We start from the raw sequence: 17,787 nt of genomic DNA on the forward strand, positions 1-17,787 counted from the left end.
ACGCTTCATAGGTGTGACCGGGTGCCCCGAACGCCATCGCGTGCCCCGGCCAGGTCAGAGGGACGTGGATTCCCTGACCGGGGCACATCCCCGCCAGCGAACTAGACCACGCCGAAGACGAAGCCCCCGGGGGAGTCGATGTCGTCGCCGAACAGGAACTGCCGGGCCGACAGCACGAACTCCTCACGGCTCATGACGCCGTCCCCGTCGGTGTCCACGTGCGCGAACCGCTCACGGGCATCGTCCTCCCGGGCGCCCAGGGCCTTGGCATACACGAGGAATTCGCCCTGGCTGATGGTGCCGTCGCCATCCCCGTCCAGCAGGTCGAAGACGGCCTCCGCGACGGCCTCGGCCGTGTTCGACCGACTCCGGTCCTCCGACGCCTCCTGCATGGCGGCCACGAACTGGTCCCGGTCCAGGCGCACCTCGGCGGAGGTCCGCACCAGCATGCCCCACAGGGACTCGTACGCCTCCTGGACCGCCAGGGCCTGGGGCTCCGACCCATCCAGGCCGTAGCCGGACAGGTACCGGTTCACGAGCCTCTGGTAGTCGACCCAGGTCACGGCCTGGTCCCGGTTGGTGTCCAGTGCGTCGAAGAGATCTCCGAACCTGGCGGCGATCTGCGGGTCGTTGCTCACGGGGGCCTCCTGTGCGAATGGGGCGGGCCTCTCCCTCCCCGTGACGTCAGAGTCCCGGCCGGAGCAAAAGGTTCCCTGTTCGCCGGGGTGTTCGCGCTGGTGGGGGACAAAGGCACGCGAATCGCACCCCGGGGGGCTGGGGTGGCCGACCCAGCCGAGACGAGCGGACGCCCCCGTAACCGACGTCGCGGTACGGGGGCGTCCCTGGTCCCTGATCTGGTTCGGTCGGTCAGGAGGTGAGGACGGACTCGATCTGGCCCATGGCCTCCTGCATGCCCTCGGCCATGCCCATGTTGAGCATCTGCTCCATCGCCTCATGGGTCGGGAACGTGGTGCGCAGGGTCATCCGTGAACCGTCGCCGTGCTCCTCGACGTCCAGCCGCATGGTGCCCGCCGGCATGTCCCCGGGGTCGCCCGGGGTCTCCCCGAAACCGTCCGTGAATTCGAGCGAACGCGGAGCGTCCACCCTCTCGATCAGCCACCAGCCGTGGTGCTGGTCGCCCTCGGGGCCGGTCATGAAGTAGGTGACGGCGCCCCCGGGCGTGAGCTCGTGCCGGACCACCGTCGCCGGGTAGGTCGGCGGCCCCCACCAGCGCTCCAGCTGGCGCGGGTCCGACCATAGCTCCCAGGTCCGCTCCACGGTGGAGGGCAGGTCGCAGGTGACCGTGAGGGTCAGGTTCTCGAAGTCCTTGTCAACACTGGTGACCCCATCGGTGGTTCCCTTCGTGATGGTTCCCCGCGCCTCGCCGGTTCGCGTGCTACGCCCCGGGAGCCTCGGCCTCGTCGAGGCGCCCCGTCCCGGGGGCCTCGGTGACCAGCAGGGCCATGCGGTCCATACGCCCGATCCACAGCTCCTCGATCCGGTCGAGGGCCGCGCGGGCCCGGCGCAGGGCGTCGGGTTCGGTGCGCACGAGCTGTTCCCTGCCTCGCCGGTGCTTGGTGACCAGACCGGCTCTCTCCAGCACCGCGACGTGCTTCTGCACCGCCGCGAAGCTCATCGGGTAGTCGTCGGCCAACCGCGTCACCGACAGTCCCCCCTCCACCGAACGGTGGAGGATGTCGCGGCGCGTGGCGTCCGACAGGGCGTGGAACACCAGGTTCACGCGCTCGTCCTCGTTGGACGCACTGTGTACAACCATGTGGTTTCAGAGTAGTTCGCACTCCGCTCCGGCGACAAGGGGTGACGAGGTCAAGTCCTGTTTGTCCAGGTTCTAAGGTCGAACCTGACAACGACGTCTAGGAGAAGGACGACTGATGGACGCACGCGCCTACATCGAGGCCCACCGGGACGAGTTCCTCACCTCCCTCAAGGAGTGGCTGGCGATCCCCTCGATCTCCGCGGACCCCGAGCGCCACGACGACGTGCGCCGTTCGGCCCGCTGGCTGGCCGACCACCTCACCTCCACCGGGTTCCCCACTGTGGAGGTCTGGGAGACCCCCGGCCTGCCCGCCGTGTTCGCGGAGTGGCCAGCCGCCGACCCGGCCGCGCCCACCGTGCTCGTCTACGGCCACCACGACGTGCAGCCGGTCGACCCCCTCGACGAGTGGGAGACCGAGCCCTTCGTCCCCACCGAACGCGGTACCTCCCTGTACGCGCGCGGCGCCTCCGACGACAAGGGCCAGGTCCTCTTCCACGCCCTCGGCGTGAGCGCGGCCCTCGCCGCCTCCGGCGAACAGGCCCCGCCGGTCACCATCAAGCTCCTCGTCGAGGGTGAGGAGGAGTCCGGCTCCGTCCACTTCGCCGACCTCATGAAGGCCAACCGCGAGCGCCTGGCCTGCGACGTCGCCGTCATCTCCGACACCACCATGTGGGCCCCGGACACCCCCTCCATGTGCGTGGGCATGCGCGGCGTCACCGACGTTGAGATCAGCCTGCACGGCCCCGAGCGCGACCTCCACAGCGGCTCCTTCGGCGGAGCCGTCCCCAACCCGCTCAAGATCATGAGCGACCTGCTCTCGGGACTGCACGACGCCGACAACCGCGTCGCCGTTCCCGGCTTCTACGACGGTGTCGTCGAGGCCAGCGCGGAGGAGCGCGAACTCATCGCCCGCCTGCCCTTCGACGAGCAGGAGTGGCTCGCCACCGCCGCCTCCACCGCCGCGCGCGGCGAGAAGGGGTACAGCACCCTGGAGCGCGTCTGGCTCCGGCCCACCGCCGAGATCAACGGCATGTGGGGCGGCCACACCGGCGCTGGCGGCAAGACCATCGTCCCCCGCTCCGCCCACGCCAAGATCAGCTTCCGACTCGTCCCCGGGCAGGAGCCCCTGGAGATCCAGGACCGCGTCCGCGCCTACGTGGAGGCCGCCACTCCCGAGGGCGTCCGCGCCGAGCTGGAGTTCGGCGGCCCCGGCGTGCGCGCCTGCGCCTCCGACCTCTCCTCCACCGCCCTGAAAGCCGCCCGCTCCGCCATGGGACGCGCCTTCGGCAAGGAGGTCCTGTTCACCCGTGAGGGCGGCAGCGGCCCCGAGGCCGACATCGCCGACATCCTCGAGGCGCCGCTGGTGTTCTTGGCCGTGGGCCTCAACGAGGACCGCATCCACGCCCCCAACGAGAAGGTCGAGACGCCCCTCCTGCTGAAGGGCGCCGAGAGCGCCGCGTACCTGTGGGAGGAGCTCGGCGCCGCCAGGGACGCCTGAGCCCGTACGCGGCGGTTCCGCGCCCGCCGTTCGCGGCCGCCGCAGCCAGGGCGGCGGCCGCGCGTGTTTGCCCAACGGGAGTGCACGGGACCCCGGAAGGCGTTACACCTGGTGGATGACCACCACGTCGGAAGGTCCCATGGAAACCGAAGCCACACCCCTGCTCGCCCGATCGACCGTCGACCCCGCCGGACACCGCCGGGGCGACGACGCCTGGCTGGCCGCAGCCTGGGCCGACGCCCGCACCCGGGTCCTGGTACTGGAGGGCGGTGAACCCGGCAGCTACGGCTGGCAGGCGCTCATGGCCAAGCAGTCCCGCGTCCTGGTCACCACCGGGCAGACCCGGGAACTGGTCCTGACCGACCCCCACCACGCGCCGCCGGGCGAGCGCTACCTCCTGGGCAGCGACGGAGACCGCGCCTACTTCGCCGTGCGCTCCCACCAGGAGCTGGAGCCCAACCCCGTGGCCGAACCCGCGTCACTGCGGGAGGTCGGCGCGATCCTCAGCGACCACGACACCGGCCTGCTCACCCGAGCGATCGCCCTCGCCAACTGGAACGCCAGCCACGGCTTCTGCCCCCGATGCGGCTCCCGCACGCGCATCGAGAAGGCGGGACACGTCCGCGTCTGCGAGGAGGAGGGAACCGAGCAGTTCCCCCGCATGGACCCGGCCGTGATCATGCTGGTGCACCGCGAACGCGACGGCCAGGAGGAGTGCCTGCTCGGCAACAACCCCCACTGGGACGCCCGCCGCTTCTCCGTGCTGGCCGGGTTCGTCGACGCCGGGGAGTCCCTCGAACAGGCGGTGATCCGCGAGGTCGCGGAGGAGGCGGGCGTGGTCGTCGAGTCGCCCCGCTACGTGTCCTCGCAGCCGTGGCCGTTTCCGCGGAGCCTCATGATGGGCTACACCGCGCGCGCCGTGGGGGAGACCGAGCGCACCGACGACGAGATCGCCGAGACCCGCTGGTTCAGCCGGGCCGCACTGGCCGAGGCCGTGCACGCGGAGGAGGTCAGCCTCCCCGGACGGGTGTCCATCGCCCGCACGCTGATCGAGCACTGGTACGGAGCGGAGCTTCCCGGAGGCTGGTGAACAGCGGGGACGTGACCGCCACCGCCCCCACCGGCCCCCGGGCGCCATAGTCCGCCGCCCGCGGAGCGGACCGGAACCGCGGGCCGTCCGTCCCCCCGCGCCGGACGCCCGCGGCACACACACTCGGGTCCCGTTCCGCCGGGACCCGTCCACCCGGGCCGATTCACCCGGAAACGTTCAACCGGACCCCGTGGTCAGCTCGTCCGGAAGGACGGTCAGCGGACTCGTGCTGCTGTCCACCACGTCCTGGGCCAGGTCGGCGACCTTCCTGCCACGCGACCTGGCCGAGGAGCGCAGTCTTTCGAACGCCTCGCGAGGCGGCATCGTGTGCCGCTCCGCCAGGACCCCGATGGCCTGCTCCACCACGACCCGCGAGTGCAGCGCGTGCTCCAGCTGCGTGATCGTGTGCCGCAGCCGTTCCACCTCGGAAGCCCCCTCCGGGGCCCGTCCGGGCGCCTGCGTGCGAGGACGCCCGGTTCCCGCCTCGGAGGTGAGGAGATCCGCCAGGACCATGGCGCTGACCAGGTCAGGCGCCTCGTGCCCGTGCTGCTCGGTGCCCACGCGCCACCCGCTCGGGGTGCGTCGTACCACTTCGACGGTCACCGTGTCGGTGACCGCTATGTCATGAGGCCTCATATCGTCCCCCACTCAACACTCCCCGTCATCGTCCGCGCTACGGTGCCGACCTCGCCGCCGTACGGAACTCGGGGGTGTCCGCCCCCTGGGGGAGGGGGTCCCGCCGCGCGGACCGCACCAGGGCGGCCCGCGCCGTTCGTCCTCAGGACAGCTCGGCCAACTTCTTCTTCACCTGAGCGAGCGACGGGTTGGTCATCGCGGTCTCGTCGCTGAAGACCACCGTCGGGACCGTCTGGTTCCCGTTGTTGACCTTCATGACGTACTCCGCGGCCTCCGGATTCTCCTCGATGTTCACCTCGCGCACCGCGATGCCCTCACGGGAGAGCTGGCTCTTGAGGCGCTTGCAGTACCCGCACCAGGGGGTGCTGTACATCGTGAATCGTTCGGTGCCCGTACTCGTCATCTCGCTCACGTCTTCCTGGTCGACGGTCATGTTTGGGGATCGGTACCCCCATTCCAACACCAAGGGGGTCCCGCCGCTTCCCATGACCGTGCGACACAACGTGGGACGCCTCACAGGGCCTCCTGGTTCTGGAATGTGTGGCCCGGACTGTTCCCGCAGCTCGCGGGATCGGTGCCGCGGCCGACACCCGCACCCGGCCCATCCGCTCCCGGTGACGACCGATACTTGAGAGACTGTGCGCCCACGGCGAGTCAGCCGCCCCGGCGGACGCAGCCTCCCCAACCAGATTCAGGAGCACCATGGACCCCGACCGCGTCCTGGAGGGACTGGACCCGGAACAGACCGAGGCGGCGCGCGCCCTGCGCGGACCCGTGTGCATCCTCGCCGGTGCCGGGACGGGGAAGACCAGGGCCATCACCCACCGGATCGCGCACGCCGTCGCCGGCGGGGTCGTCTCCGAACAGCAGATCCTCGCGGTCACCTTCACCGCCCGCGCCGCCGGGGAGATGCGCGGTCGGCTCCGCTCCCTGGGCGCCCCCCGGGTCCAGGCCCGCACCTTCCACGCCGCCGCCCTGCGCCAGCTCGGGTTCTTCTGGCCGCAGGTGATCGGCGGGGAGAAGCCCAAGCTCATCGACAGCAAGCTCTCCGTGGTGGCGCGCGCTGCCAACTCGGTGGGACAGCAGCCGGACCGGCTCGGGCTGCGCGACCTCGCCAGCGAGATCGAGTGGGCGAAGGTCACCCAGGTGCGGCCCAGCGACTACGACAAGGCCGTGGCCAAGGCGGGGCGGCAGGCCCCGATGAACGCCGGTGAGGTCGCCAGGGTCTTCGAGGCCTACGAGGAGCTGTGCCGTGAGCACAACCTCCTCGACTTCGAGTCCATGCTCGAACTCACCGCCGGGATGATCACCGAGTACCCGGCCATCGCCCAGCGGGTCCGCGACCAGTACCGGTACTTCGTCGTGGACGAGTTCCAGGACGTCAACCCGCTCCAGAAGCTCCTCCTGGACGCCTGGCTGGGCGACCGCGACGACCTGTGCGTGGTCGGCGACCCCAGCCAGACCATCTACTCGTTCGCGGGGGCCACCCCCAGCTACCTCACCGGGTTCGCCAACCGCTACCCGCACGCCACCGTCGTCCGGCTGGTCCGCGACTACCGCTCCACTCCCCAGGTGGTGAGGGTGGCCAACCACGTCATCGCGCAGGCCCGGGACACCACCTCCGCCAACCACCTCACCCTCCAGGCACAGCGCCCCGACGGGCCGGACCCGCTGTACCAGGAGTACGACGACGAGCCCGCCGAGGCCACCGGGGTCGCCCGCAAGATCAGCGTCCTCCTGGAGGACGGCACCCCGGCCAGCCAGATCGCGGTGCTGGTGCGCACCAACTCCCAGTCGGCCTCCTACGAGCAGGCGCTGGCGGACGAGGGCGTCCCGTTCACGGTGCGCGGCACCACCCGCTTCTTCGAGCGCCCCGAGATCAAGCAGGCCGTGCACACGCTGCGCGGAGCCCGGCACGGCGCCGCCGACGAGGTGGCCGAACCCCTCGTCGCGACGGTGCGGAGTCTGCTCTCCCAGATGGGACTCACCGACAGCGCCCCCGAGGGCCGCCAGGCCCGGGAGCGCTGGGAGTCGCTGTCCGCGCTCGCCCAGCTCGCCGAGGACATGGCGGCCACACCCGGCCCCGACGGACGCGCCGCCACCATGGGCGCGTTCGTCGAGGAGCTGGAGACGCGCATGGCCACCGAGCACGCCCCCGGGTTCGAGGGCGTGACCATCGCCTCCCTGCACTCCGCCAAGGGGCTGGAGTGGGACGCCGTCTTCCTCGTGGGCCTCACCGAGGGCATGATCCCGATCATCTACGCCGAGACCGACGAACAGGTCGAGGAGGAGCGCAGGCTCTTCTACGTGGGCGTCACCCGCGCACGCGAACACCTGGCCTTGTCGTGGTCGCTCTCGCGCTCCCCGGGCGGCCGCAAGAGCCGCAAGCCCTCCCGCTTCCTCGACGGACTCCGTCCCGCCTCGCCGTCCACCGCCAACCGCCGCGAGCGCCGCAAGGGCGGTGTGGTGCGCTGCCGGGTCTGCTCCAACGTGGTCTCCGACGCCACCGAACGCAAGCTGGGCCGCTGTCTCGACTGCCCCTCCACCTACGACGAGGCACTCCTGGAGCGGCTGCGCGACTGGCGCAAGCGCACCAGCCAGGAGCAGAAGGTGCCCGCCTACGTGATCTTCACGGACGCCACCCTTCTGGCCATCGCCGAGCAGGAACCCTCCAGCGTCTCCCAGCTCACGGCGGTGTCCGGGGTGGGTCCGACCAAGCTGGACCGTTACGGTGAGGCGGTGCTCGCGCTGGTCGCGGGGAGGGAACCGGCGGGGGAGGCCGGTGACGGAGAGGACGAGGATGAGTGAACACGACGCCGAACTCAGGGGCCAGTCGCTGACCGACCTGCTGAGGGTCCTGGATCTGGAGCGGATCGAGGTCAACATCTTCCGGGGGATCAGCCCGGCGGAGGGACCGCAGCGGGTCTTCGGCGGTCTGGTCGCCGGTCAGGCGCTCGTGGCGGCGGGCCGGACCGTGCCCGCCGAACGTTACGTGCACTCCCTGCACGCCTACTTCATACGGCCCGGAGACCCGACCGTGCCGATCGTGTACGAGGTCGACCGGGTCCGCGACGGGCGTTCGTTCACCACCCGCCGTGTCGTGGCCGTCCAGCACGGCAAGCCGATCTTCACGCTCTCGGCCTCCTTCCACAAGGAGGAGCCCGGGCTGGACCACCAGACCCCCATGCCGGACGTGCCTCCGCCCGAGGACCTGCTCAGCACCCGGGAACGGCTGCGCGAGGCGTTCGGGAAGGTGCCCAACTTCGTGCAGTGGCACCCCATCGAGATGCGTCCGGTGGGCGCGATGTCGTTCGAGGCCGAACGCGACCCCGAGCTGCGCACGGCCACCAACCCGGTGTGGTTCAAGGTGGACGGCGAACTGCCGGACGACCGCCTCACCCAGGTGTGCCTCATGACGTACGCCTCGGACATGACCCTGCTGGACACGGTGCTGCTGCGGCACGGGAGGTCGTTCGCGGGCATAGCCATGGCCAGCCTCGACCACGCGATGTGGTTCCACCGGCCGTTCCGCGCCGACGAGTGGCTGCTGTACGCGCAGGAGTCGCCGACCGCCCAGGGCGCCCGGGGGCTGGCACGTGGCCTGGTCTACACCCGTGACGGACATCTCGTCTGCTCCGTGGTGCAGGAGGGCATGATCCGCGTCGTGGACGCGGAGGGCTGGTCCTGAAGGAGTTCACGAAGGGCCCGGGAGCAACGCTCCCGGGCCCTTCGCCATTCCCGTCAGGTTCTGGCTGGATGCGGCCGTTTTCCCAGGTCAAAAATGGGTTGCCGATCTTTGTGAGCGGCCCGTAGTGTGTACTCGTCGAACCAACCGCTCTCGGTACAGGTGCGAGACCCTGTACCCGACTTCGAAGGAGGTGCCCGATCAAATGACCACCACGGAGATGAACACGATGACCTCGTCGACCCTCGCTTCCGAGGCTGCTTGGCGTCCGTTCCCGACAGGAGTCGTGTCGGGCATCGGCCTGAGCGGTAGCACCATCGGCGGTCGCCTGCGCGCCCAGAACGGCATCCAGGCCCTCGGCATGGTCCAGCTCATTGGATCTGGCTCCGTGCTCCAGGGGACCGGTGTGTCCGGATCCGGTGTCGTCGGCGAACCGCGCCACGAGTCCGAGCCTGCCCTTGATCGCGGCAAGTTCACCGGTGGCGTCATCGAGGCATCGCACGAAACCCCGCGCTATGGCGCATCGGGGGAGTGTCCACGGAAGATTCCGGCCTAGAGCAGCACAGGCCGAGATCCTCGACCGTGGCCGCGGACCCCGACACAGGGGCCGCGGCTTTCTTTGTATCTCCGTTGGCTCTCCGTCCCCCAGGGACGAGGGAGAAGGCGGCGGCATCGCAAGTCCGAGTCCCTCACCGGACCCGTTCCGGTGACTGAACACCGACCGCGTTGTACGAACGATCAAAGATCTTGGAGGGCACCGATGCTCGCGTCGGTCCTGGAAGCGCCCCAGCTGGGCGAGGTCGAAATCCCCTGCCGTATGGAGCCGGACCTGTTCTTCGCGGAGTCCCCCGCGGAGGTCGAGGCGGCCAAGGCGATCTGCGGTTCCTGCCCCATCAGGGAGCAGTGCCTGGCGGACGCACTCGAACGGCGTGAGCCGTGGGGTGTCTGGGGCGGGCAGCTGCTCGTCTCCGGTCAGGTCGTGGCGCGCAAGCGTCCGCGTGGCCGTCCCCGCAAGAACCCCGCCCCGGTAGCGGCCTGAATCACCCCAAGAACCAACGAAACCGAAGGACTCGAAACGATGATGCAGGAACTCATGCAGATGGTGGAGCGGGCCGACGAGGAGCCGCGCGAGCGTCAGATCAGACGTCTGGGAGCGCGACAGCTGCGCGCCCGTCAGCGCGAGGAGCGTCGTGCGGAGCAGGCGATCATGGAAATCGCGTGGTCACGGCTGTGTTGACGGACTGACAGGTGAGTGAACAGGCGAGGCCGAAGGGCGCGAGGAGCGCGCCGTTCGGTCTCGTTTGTGTAACCAAAACCACCTGCGGCCCCCGAATCCAGCCCGGGTATGTGCCGTCTCACCAGGCCTGAAGCCCCCTGGTCAGAGGGGAATCCGTGACGGGACCCCGTTTCGCCCCCCGATCGCCCGGGCCGGACACGGCGCGAAAGAAATCACATATCAGGACAACCCACACCTGTTCGTGAGGGCCTCCCTCGGATACCGTAAACATTGTGCCCTCGAACACCAAAGTCGAGGTACGACGCAGTCCTCGTCGCCGCCGCACCGTGTCGGCCTACAGGGACGGGGACACCACGGTCGTCCTCGTGCCCGCGACGTTCTCCCGCGCAGAGGAAAAGCGCTGGGTGAACCAGATGCTGCAAAAGCTCCAGGCCCGCGAGGGTCGGAGGCACCCCGGTGACCGGGAGCTCCAGGAACGCGCGGAGGAACTGGCCGAACGCTACCTGGACGGGACGCACCTGCCCCACAGCGTCCGCTGGGTCGACAACCAGAACTCCCGCTGGGGTTCGTGCACCCCGGACACCCGTACCATTCGCATCTCCCGCCGCGTCGCGGGGATGCCCTCCTGGGTGGTCGACTACGTCCTCGTCCACGAGCTCGCGCACCTGCGCATCCCGCATCACGGCCGCGACTTCTGGGAGCTGGTCCGGCGTTACCCCAAGGCTGACCGCGCCCGCGGCTACCTGGAGGGGTTCAGCGCGGGCAGCCGCTCGGACTGCGACCACGGGGAGCCCTCCGAGGCCCTCGAACCCGACGAGGTCGCCTTCGAGGAGTAGCGGTCCTGCTTCCGTGCCGCAGCGGCTCGGGACTCCCAGGCGGTTCCCGACCGCTCAGCCGCCCGACGCGTCGAGTTCCTGCTCGGCGGCCCTGACCTCGGCCGCGACGCGCACCAGGACGAGGGCGCCCACCACGAGCAGCACCCCGAACACGGCGGCGTAGTAGAGGGTGGTCCCGCCCCACGCGCCGGAGACAGCGGCCCGCCCCAGGACCGCCACCAGCAGCACTCCCATGAACCCGCAGACCAACTGGCCCAGCCGCAGCGACCGCCGCTTCTGCTCCACTCGGGCGCGTGCGACCTCACGCGGCCCCACCAGCCCCGAGCGTTCGTCGGCGAGGAGCCGCTCGGCGGCCTTGCGGGCCCGTTTGGCCATCACGACCAGGACCAGCCCGCCCAGGAGCCCCAGCACGGTGATCAGTGACACTGCGAACGCCTCGCAGCGCGCCGGTGGTTCATGGTCTTCCCCGTCTCGTTGTGGCGTCCACGACCGGTCGGCCGTCATCGGACTCGGTACCCACGAAGGAGGCCCGTCCGGAGCCTTCTCCGGGCGGGCCTCCTCGGCGCGGTTCAGTTCGTGGCGGTGGTCCGCCGGTGCGCGCGGACCGCGAGGACGGCGGCGTCGACCAGGGCCCGGACGGAGTCGTCACTGGGCTCGGGAAGGTCGCCCACCGGGAACCAGTCCAGCCCGGCGGACTCGTCCGGGTCGCGCACCAGCACGGCGTCGGCCGGGGCCACCGCCGCGTACTGCACGTCCAGGTGGAAGCTGCCCCCGCCGCACGGCACCGCGTGGCGATCCAGCCGCACCGGCTCCGGCAGCAGGGTCAGACCCCTGATCCCGGACTCCTCGGTGGCCTCCCGCATGGCGGCGCCGCCCAGGGTGGCGTCCTCGGACTCGCAGTGACCACCGGTCTGCAACCACATCCGGTGGACCCGGTGCAGCACCAGCGCCACCCGGGAACCGTCGTCGGACACGATCGCCGAACTCGCGGTCAGGTGCCCGGGCAGGCACGAGCGCCACATGGCGTCGCCGTGGGCGTCGAGGTGGTCGATGTAGGAGCGGCGCAGCTCCTCCTGCCCGGAGTCGGGCGCGGTCCACGCGTCCAGCACCGAGCGCGCGTCGGAGTGCAGACCCACCTACTTGCCGTCCTCGTCGTCGTTGTCGCCGGGCCGTGGCCGCTCGGAGCCGTCCGGGTCGGTCAGCGACGAGATGTCGAAGTCCGTGCCCTCGAACTCGCCGCGTCCGTTCACGAACGCGTCCGGGTCGTCCAGGTCCTCGGCGGTGGGCATCAGGTCCGGGTGGTGCCACACGGCGTCCCGGCCCTCCACGCCCCGGGCCTCCTCCAGCGCGGCCCACAGCGCCCCCGCCTCACGCAGACGGCGCGGGCGCAGCTCCAGGCCGACCAGGGCGGCGAAGGTGTGCTCGGCCGGTCCACCGGTGGCGCGGCGGCGCCGGGTGGTCTCCGCGAGCGCGCCGGACTGCGGCAGCCGCTCGGACACCGCCGAGGACACCACGGTCGCCACCCAGCCCTCGATCAGGGCGAGGGTGGTCTCCAGGCGCTTCAGCGCGGCCTTCTGCTGCGGGGTGTCCTCCGGCTGGAGCAGCCCTTCGGTGCCCATGCCGCCGGACAGGGCCTCCTGGAGCGCCTCGGGGTTGGAGAGGTCGACTTCGCCGAGCTTGTCCTCCAGGCCGCTGACGTCGAACGACATCCCGGCCGCGTACTCCTCGACCAGCCGCGACACGTGGGAACGCAGCCACGGCACGTGCGCGTACAGCCGGTGCACGGCCGCCTCGCGCGCGGCGAGGTAGAGGCGCACCTCGTCCTCGGGGATCTCGAGGCCCTCGCTGAAGCGGGCCACCCCCGAGGGCAGCAGCGCGGCGTTGCCCTCACCGGCGAGCGGAAGACCGATGTCGGTGGTTCCGATCACTTCCTGGGCGAGCTCACCGATGGCCTGACCGGCCTGCTGGCCGACCATCATGCCGCCCATCTGCTGGATCATCCCCAGCAGCGGACCGGCCATGGAAGCCATCTCCTCAGGGAGGTTCTGCCCCATGGCCTGGACCGTCTTGGCGGTCAGCGGGTCGCACAGCTGCGCCCACGAGTCCATCGTCTTCTCGATCCACTCCGACCGGCTCCAGGCCTGGGCGGTCTGGATCCCCGAGGGCAGGTCGGTAGCCTGGTCGAGCCACAGGTCGGCGAGGCGCAGCGCCTCCTCGATCCGTGCGTAGTCGGCGGGCGGCACACTCGGGTCCCCCTTCTGGGACACCGCGTGCCGCGCGATGTTCTTGGCCATGTCCCAGTTGATGCCGGACGTCGAGGACGTCTGGCCGGCCTCCGGCGCACCGGGGGCGGGCTGGGACGACATCATGTCCGCGAACTGGCGGAGCATGTTGGCCATCTGTTGCGGGTCGCCGAACGGGAATCCGTCCGGCATTCCGGGGTTCCCCCCGCCCGGGCCGCCGCTGCCGGCACCCGAGCCGGAGTCGCCTGAACGGCGTCCGGACTCGTCATCGGGATCGTTCGGCATGCTGAAACCGAAAGGCAGGTCGCTCACAATCAGACCTCAGGCAGGATTAGGTTTGGTCTCCACTGTCACGTTAGCTGGGAGTCGCCCGGAGTGAATACCGAAAGCAGCCAGGTTCGCCCACAGCACAGCCCCTCGGATAGGGCGGGCATGGTGGTGGCGGTCACCGGTGCCGCCTCCGGAGTGGGCCGACTCCTCGTGCAACGCCTGGCCACGCCAGAAGGTTCCATCTCCGCTCGTGAGGTCGTGGCGATCGACGACGAGTTCGCCGACCTGCGCGGCGTGACCTGGCGTATCGCCGACGTCCAGGACCCCGGGCTGGTGTCGCGCCTGCACGGGATCGACGTGCTCGTGCACACCGCGGACGACCGCTCCCTGGAGACCCGGCCGTCCTCGCGCCGGGCCCACAACATCCGGGCCGCGCAGACCGTGCTGACGGCCGCCGCCGCGTCGGGCGTCCCCCGTGTCCTGCTCATCACCAGCACCATGGTCTACGGCGCCGCCCCCGACAACCCGGTGCCGCTGCCCGAGAACGCCACCCGCGTCTCGGACAACAGCGAGGGGCTCATGGGCGACTTCGCCGAGGTCGAGGAACTGGCCGAACGCGCCCGCCGGGCCCACCCGGGCCTGAGCGTCACCGTCGTGCGACCGGCGCCGCTCGTCGGCCCCGAACTGGACACCCTCCTCAGCCGCCACTTCTCGGCGCCCCGGCTCCTCACCGTCAAGGGCCACGAACAGCACTGGCAGTTCTGCCACGAGGACGACCTCGCCTCCGCGCTCGCCTACTGCGCCCTGCACGAAGTGACCGGTACCGACGGTGTGGTCGCCGTGGGCAGCGAGGGCTCCCTCACCCAGGGGGAGGTGGAGGAGATCGCCGGGATGAAGCACTTCGAGGTCCCCGCCAACCTCGCCTTCGGGGCCGTCCGCCGCCTGCACCAGGCCCGCATCACCCCGGCCGCCGCAGGTGAGATCAAGTTCCTCGTCTACCCGTGCGTGGTGGACGGCGCGTCCCTGCGTGAGGCCGGGTGGAAGCCCGCCCACGACAACGAGTCCGCGCTGGCCGTCCTGCTGGAGTCCAAGAGCGGCAAGCACGCGATCGCCGGACGCAGCCTCGGCCGCAAGGAGGTCACCATCACGGCCGCCGGTGCGGCCGGAGCGGCGGGGGGGGGGCCNGCCATCCGCCACCTGCGCAAGCGCGGGAAGTCCTGATCCGACCGCTTGATACGGTTTCCAGGTGGAACAGATCACTCTCGCGGCCGTACGCGACACGCCCCTGTCCGTCGACGAGGTCCTGGCGGCCGTGTCCGATCCCAGGGCGGGCGGCACCGCCGTCTTCATCGGTACCGTGCGCGACCACGACCACGGGCGCGACGTCTCGGCCCTGTCCTACTCGGCACACCCCTCCGTGGAGGCGCAGCTGCGCGTCGTCATGGAGAAGGTGCTGAACGACACCACGGCGCCGGGCCGACCGGTCGTGCGGATGGCCGCCACGCACCGCGTCGGGGACCTGGAGATCGGGGACCTCGCCGTGGTCGTCGCGGCCTCCGCCGCCCACCGCGAGGAGGCCTTCGCGGCCTGCCGCAGGCTCATCGACGACCTCAAGGCCCAGGTGCCCATCTGGAAGAACCAGGCCTTCGAGGACGGCGGGACGGAGTGGGTCGGCTCGCCCTGAGTCCACCCTCCAGGTCCCGGAGGGCTCTAAGGTGTCAGCATGGTTCGTCGTGTCATGACCCTTGTAGCCGCTCTCGTCCTGCTTGCCGGGCTCGGGTACGGCAGCCTCTTCCTGCCCATGCCCTACCTCGTCGCGGCCCCGGGCGTCACCCTGGACACCCTGGGACAGCAGGAGGGCGGCGAGCCCGTCATCGGTGTCGAGGGCGCCGAGAACTACGAGCACGACGGATCGCTCTCCATGGTGACCGTCCAGTACGCGGGCGGCCCGGACCACCGGCTCAACCTCTTCACCCTCGTGACGGCCTGGCTCTCACCGAGCCAGGCGGTGCTGCCCGAGGAACTCCTGTTCCCCGCGGGGCGGTCCCCCGAGGAGGTCACCGAGCGGCAGTCCCTCCAGATGAACGACTCGCAGACCGACGCCACCGCCGCGGCCCTCAACCAGCTCAACATCGACTACGAGGCGATCCCGCTGGTCGCCGACACCGTCCCGGACATGCCCGCAGACGGGGTCGTCGAGCCGGGTGACCGCATCATCGAGGTGGACGGCGAGAAGGTCCCCACGCACACCAGCGGAGCCGACACCGAGGAACTCGTGGGCAGCTCCTACGTGGTGGACCGGGTGGGCGACCGCGCCCCCGGTGAACCGGTCGGGCTCGTCCTGGACCGCGACGGCGACGAGGTCGAGGTCGAGATGGAGACCGTCGAGGGTGACGAGGGCACGGCCGCGGTGGGCGTCCTCATCGCCGACGACATGGACTTCCCCGTCGACGTCTCCATCTCCGTGGGCGAGATCGGCGGCCCCAGCGCGGGCATGATGTTCGCCCTCGGGATCATCGACCGGCTCAGCGAGGAGAGCATCACCGGCGGGGCCAGCATCGCCGGTTCCGGCACCATCTCCTCCGACGGCCAGGTCGGCGGGATCAGCGGCATCCCGCAGAAGATGGTCAGCGCCAAGCGCGACGGCGCCGAGTACTTCTTCGTCGCCGCCGACAGCTGCTCCCAGGTCTCCCAGTCCGCCGCCTACGGCGACCTCGACGTCGTCCGGGTCGAGACCCTCACCGACGCCATGGACGCGCTGGACGTCATCCGAGGCGGAGAGGGCGAACTGCCCCGCTGCGAGTAGCAGTGTTTTCTTTGCATCTCCGCTTCGCTTCGATGCGTGTTCGGTGCCTTTGCAGAGGAACCTTCGGTGTCTTCGGTGTGATGGCTCGTTCCTCGCAATCCCACCTTCACCACCTCCAGAACCCTCTCCGGCACCGAACGGGCAACCCCCGCGGCCGGGGCGTACAGAGAGGAAGCACGCCTGGGGCTGAGGCGAACATGTGGGCATGAGAGGACCCCCGGACCGCGCGGTCCGGGGGTCCTTTCGTACGGGTGGGGGTCAGCTCTCCTTCTGGGGGAGTTCCTCGTCCAGGTCGAGGGTGAGCGCCAGCGCGGAGGTCAGAGCCGGGATCAGGTCCGGGCCGTTGAGCACCTCGGACTCGGTGTCGTGGCTGCGCATCCGCATGGCGCAGTGCCGCGAACCGTCCCGCAGTACGCCCGCGACCATGCGGATCTCCTCGGTCTCCTTGCCGGAGGCGGAGGGGTCCTCACCGGCGGCCAGGGTCTCGTCCGAGCCCTTCACCACCAGGCGCTCCATGACCAGCGCGCACCCGGCCACGCCCTCGGGCCACAGGATGCGCCCCAGCGCCTCCTCCAGCGGCACGTCCGGAGACAGCGCCTCCTGCTCGACCGGGGTCAGCTCGTCGGGGTCGGCCGGGGAGCCGATCCCCAGCAGACCCGCCAGCGCGGGCTCCGCCGCCAGCAGCTCCGAGGTGGGGACCAGGGCGTACAGCCCCAACGGGCGATCCCACCCCTGCTCGGCGGCGTGGCGTTCCAGGTCCATGACTGCTTCGCGAATGTTCGACACGTTTCCATGGTCGCCGATGTGGGAACCTCGCCGGGCCCGTTCGGCGGCAGTAGGGTCGCACCGTGCCCTCCGGATGCGACTCCGATACCCCAACGATGCAGCCTTGTCACCGGGTGGAGGGCGATTTCGGGAACCTGGCGGCCACCGTTTAAGTTTTCTGTAATGAAGGCGCCACACGCGCAACCAACGCACCTACCAAGCCAGAACGAGGGGGAGGCGTGAGCTTCCGATCGCCCGGCGCACCACCTGCGCGTATGCCTCGCCGATCAAGGTTGCTCGCGCCAGTCGCGGCGACCGTGGTCGTCATCATCGCGGCACTGATGTTCGCCGCGAACTTCTGGACCGACTACAAGTGGTTCAGTTCCGTCGGTTACACCTCGGTCTTCCTGACCGAGCTGTGGACCCGAGTCCTGCTCTTCGCCGTCGCGGCGCTCGTGATGGCCGTCATCGTCGGCGCGAGCATCTTCTTCGCCTACCGGGCCCGGCCCGGTATCAGACCGATGAGCCTGGAACAGCAGGGCCTGGACCGCTACCGGCAGTCCATCGACCCGCACCGCAAGCTCTTCTTCTGGATCGCCGTCGGCGCCCTGGCGCTCCTGGCCGGCGCGGCCGCCAGCGGTGACTGGCGCTCCTACCTCCAGTTCGTCAACGGCGTGGACTTCGGGGTGAGTGACCCCGAGTTCGGCATGGACATCGCGTTCTTCGCGTTCACCTACCCGTTCCTGCGCATCCTGCTCGGCTACCTGTACGCGGCCGTCATCCTGGCGTTCATCGCCGCCGTGATCGTGCACTACCTGTACGGCGGGGTCCGCCTCCAGAACGACTCCGGGCAGCGCGCCACCCCCGCCGCCCGCGTGCACCTGTCGGTGCTGCTGGGCCTGTTCGTGCTCCTGCGCGCGGGCTCCTACTGGCTGGGCCGCTAC

21 protein-coding genes are annotated in these 17,787 nt (G+C 70.3%); 12 read left to right on the forward strand and 9 right to left on the reverse strand.

The annotated features are described in order from the left end of the window. Positions 1–101: 101 nt before the first annotated feature. The 3 genes from D452_RS31180 to D452_RS0101510 all read right to left on the reverse strand — a co-directional run bounded on the left by D452_RS31180 (position 102) and on the right by D452_RS0101510 (position 1,777). Entirely contained in the window at positions 102–638 is a 537-nt protein-coding gene (locus D452_RS31180) for an EF-hand domain-containing protein (protein WP_017542389.1), read from the reverse strand. A 229-nt stretch (positions 639–867) separates the two neighbouring features. Next, positions 868–1,278 (reverse strand): SRPBCC family protein, encoded by a 411-nt coding sequence (locus D452_RS0101505; protein ID WP_239646305.1) that lies wholly within the window; start codon positions 1,276–1,278, stop codon positions 868–870. 118 nt (positions 1,279–1,396) lie between these two features. After that, complete coding sequence (locus D452_RS0101510) at positions 1,397–1,777, reverse strand: ArsR/SmtB family transcription factor (RefSeq protein WP_051061230.1); 381 nt, start codon at positions 1,775–1,777, stop codon at positions 1,397–1,399. A gap of 115 nt (positions 1,778–1,892) precedes the next feature. Between D452_RS0101510 and D452_RS0101515 the strand changes: the two genes are divergently transcribed. After that, a complete protein-coding gene (locus tag D452_RS0101515; RefSeq protein ID WP_017542392.1) occupies positions 1,893–3,275 on the forward strand; it encodes a dipeptidase in 1,383 nt (460 codons plus the stop codon). A gap of 139 nt (positions 3,276–3,414) precedes the next feature. Then, on the forward strand, positions 3,415–4,365 hold the full coding sequence (nudC, locus tag D452_RS0101520; protein WP_017542393.1) for an NAD(+) diphosphatase: 951 nt from the start codon (positions 3,415–3,417) through the stop codon (positions 4,363–4,365). A gap of 177 nt (positions 4,366–4,542) precedes the next feature. Here the strand turns inward: nudC and D452_RS0101525 are convergent, their stop codons facing one another. Then, the gene (locus D452_RS0101525; RefSeq protein WP_051061231.1) at positions 4,543–5,001 is read right to left on the reverse strand and encodes an ANTAR domain-containing response regulator; all 459 of its coding nucleotides are present in this window, start codon (positions 4,999–5,001) and stop codon (positions 4,543–4,545) included. A 142-nt stretch (positions 5,002–5,143) separates the two neighbouring features. After that, a complete protein-coding gene (locus D452_RS0101530) occupies positions 5,144–5,404 on the reverse strand; it encodes a mycoredoxin (protein ID WP_026128877.1) in 261 nt (86 codons plus the stop codon). Between the two features lie 299 nt (positions 5,405–5,703). Here D452_RS0101530 and D452_RS0101535 point away from each other — a divergent pair, with 299 nt between their 5' ends. From D452_RS0101535 to D452_RS0101560, 6 genes are all read left to right on the forward strand, one after another. Beyond that, positions 5,704–7,809, forward strand: a complete 2,106-nt coding sequence (locus D452_RS0101535) for an ATP-dependent DNA helicase UvrD2 (RefSeq protein ID WP_017542396.1) — start codon at positions 5,704–5,706, stop codon at positions 7,807–7,809. After that, positions 7,802–8,689 (forward strand): acyl-CoA thioesterase II, encoded by an 888-nt coding sequence (gene tesB, locus D452_RS0101540; RefSeq protein ID WP_017542397.1) that lies wholly within the window; start codon positions 7,802–7,804, stop codon positions 8,687–8,689. Before D452_RS0101535 ends, tesB begins: the two co-directional genes overlap by 8 nt. 202 nt (positions 8,690–8,891) lie before the next feature. Further along, positions 8,892–9,242, forward strand: a complete 351-nt coding sequence (locus D452_RS0101545; RefSeq protein ID WP_017542398.1) for a hypothetical protein — start codon at positions 8,892–8,894, stop codon at positions 9,240–9,242. 204 nt (positions 9,243–9,446) lie between these two features. Further along, positions 9,447–9,725, forward strand: coding sequence for a WhiB family transcriptional regulator (locus D452_RS0101550; RefSeq protein ID WP_017542399.1), 279 nt, complete (start codon positions 9,447–9,449; stop codon positions 9,723–9,725). Positions 9,726–9,764: 39 nt separating this feature from the next. Further along, positions 9,765–9,923, forward strand: coding sequence for a hypothetical protein (locus D452_RS30790; protein WP_017542400.1), 159 nt, complete (start codon positions 9,765–9,767; stop codon positions 9,921–9,923). Between the two features lie 272 nt (positions 9,924–10,195). Beyond that, entirely contained in the window at positions 10,196–10,759 is a 564-nt protein-coding gene (locus tag D452_RS0101560; protein ID WP_026128878.1) for a M48 metallopeptidase family protein, read from the forward strand. A 54-nt stretch (positions 10,760–10,813) separates the two neighbouring features. Here the strand turns inward: D452_RS0101560 and D452_RS0101565 are convergent, their stop codons facing one another. The 3 genes from D452_RS0101565 to D452_RS0101575 all read right to left on the reverse strand — a co-directional run bounded on the left by D452_RS0101565 (position 10,814) and on the right by D452_RS0101575 (position 13,314). After that, complete coding sequence (locus tag D452_RS0101565; protein WP_017542402.1) at positions 10,814–11,185, reverse strand: hypothetical protein; 372 nt, start codon at positions 11,183–11,185, stop codon at positions 10,814–10,816. 143 nt (positions 11,186–11,328) lie between these two features. After that, entirely contained in the window at positions 11,329–11,895 is a 567-nt protein-coding gene (locus D452_RS0101570) for an NUDIX hydrolase (protein WP_017542403.1), read from the reverse strand. Next, positions 11,896–13,314: a zinc-dependent metalloprotease gene (locus D452_RS0101575; protein WP_026128879.1), complete on the reverse strand. Its 1,419-nt coding sequence runs from the start codon at positions 13,312–13,314 to the stop codon at positions 11,896–11,898. 123 nt (positions 13,315–13,437) lie between these two features. Between D452_RS0101575 and D452_RS0101580 the strand changes: the two genes are divergently transcribed. From D452_RS0101580 to D452_RS0101590, 3 genes are read left to right on the forward strand one after another with little or no spacing between them, the layout of a single operon-like run. Further along, positions 13,438–14,493 carry an NAD-dependent epimerase/dehydratase family protein gene (locus tag D452_RS0101580; protein ID WP_026128880.1) on the forward strand — a complete coding sequence of 352 codons (1,056 nt, stop codon included), beginning with the start codon at positions 13,438–13,440 and terminating at the stop codon, positions 14,491–14,493. A 25-nt stretch (positions 14,494–14,518) separates the two neighbouring features. Continuing rightward, entirely contained in the window at positions 14,519–14,956 is a 438-nt protein-coding gene (locus tag D452_RS0101585) for a molybdenum cofactor biosynthesis protein MoaE (RefSeq protein WP_017542406.1), read from the forward strand. A gap of 54 nt (positions 14,957–15,010) precedes the next feature. Further along, entirely contained in the window at positions 15,011–16,078 is a 1,068-nt protein-coding gene (locus D452_RS0101590) for a YlbL family protein (RefSeq protein WP_017542407.1), read from the forward strand. Between the two features lie 258 nt (positions 16,079–16,336). Here D452_RS0101590 and D452_RS0101595 read toward each other — a convergent pair whose 3' ends face one another. Next, entirely contained in the window at positions 16,337–16,864 is a 528-nt protein-coding gene (locus D452_RS0101595; protein WP_233515773.1) for a PPA1309 family protein, read from the reverse strand. Positions 16,865–17,118: 254 nt separating this feature from the next. On the opposite strand from D452_RS0101595, the gene D452_RS27535 reads away from it, so the two are divergent. Next, a partial coding sequence (locus tag D452_RS27535) for a UPF0182 family protein (RefSeq protein WP_275040702.1) occupies positions 17,119–17,787 on the forward strand: 669 nt, incomplete at its 3' end.

The sequence above is a fragment of the Nocardiopsis prasina DSM 43845 genome (genome assembly GCF_000341265.1).
GTDB lineage: Bacteria > Actinomycetota > Actinomycetes > Streptosporangiales > Streptosporangiaceae > Nocardiopsis > Nocardiopsis prasina.

What these genes read in the sequence shown, in the direction of transcription:
- D452_RS0101510 (WP_051061230.1), bottom strand. Translation starts at nt 1,777, where the DNA reads ATGGTTGTACACAGTGCGTCCAACGAGGACGAGCGCGTGAACCTGGTG.
- D452_RS0101515 (WP_017542392.1), top strand. Translation starts at nt 1,893, where the DNA reads ATGGACGCACGCGCCTACATCGAGGCCCACCGGGACGAGTTCCTCACC.
- nudC (WP_017542393.1), top strand. Translation starts at nt 3,415, where the DNA reads ATGGAAACCGAAGCCACACCCCTGCTCGCCCGATCGACCGTCGACCCC.
- D452_RS0101525 (WP_051061231.1), bottom strand. Translation starts at nt 5,001, where the DNA reads ATGAGGCCTCATGACATAGCGGTCACCGACACGGTGACCGTCGAAGTG.
- D452_RS0101530 (WP_026128877.1), bottom strand. Translation starts at nt 5,404, where the DNA reads ATGACGAGTACGGGCACCGAACGATTCACGATGTACAGCACCCCCTGG.
- D452_RS0101535 (WP_017542396.1), top strand. Translation starts at nt 5,704, where the DNA reads ATGGACCCCGACCGCGTCCTGGAGGGACTGGACCCGGAACAGACCGAG.
- tesB (WP_017542397.1), top strand. Translation starts at nt 7,802, where the DNA reads ATGAGTGAACACGACGCCGAACTCAGGGGCCAGTCGCTGACCGACCTG.
- D452_RS0101545 (WP_017542398.1), top strand. Translation starts at nt 8,892, where the DNA reads ATGACCACCACGGAGATGAACACGATGACCTCGTCGACCCTCGCTTCC.
- D452_RS0101550 (WP_017542399.1), top strand. Translation starts at nt 9,447, where the DNA reads ATGCTCGCGTCGGTCCTGGAAGCGCCCCAGCTGGGCGAGGTCGAAATC.
- D452_RS30790 (WP_017542400.1), top strand. Translation starts at nt 9,765, where the DNA reads ATGATGCAGGAACTCATGCAGATGGTGGAGCGGGCCGACGAGGAGCCG.
- D452_RS0101590 (WP_017542407.1), top strand. Translation starts at nt 15,011, where the DNA reads ATGACCCTTGTAGCCGCTCTCGTCCTGCTTGCCGGGCTCGGGTACGGC.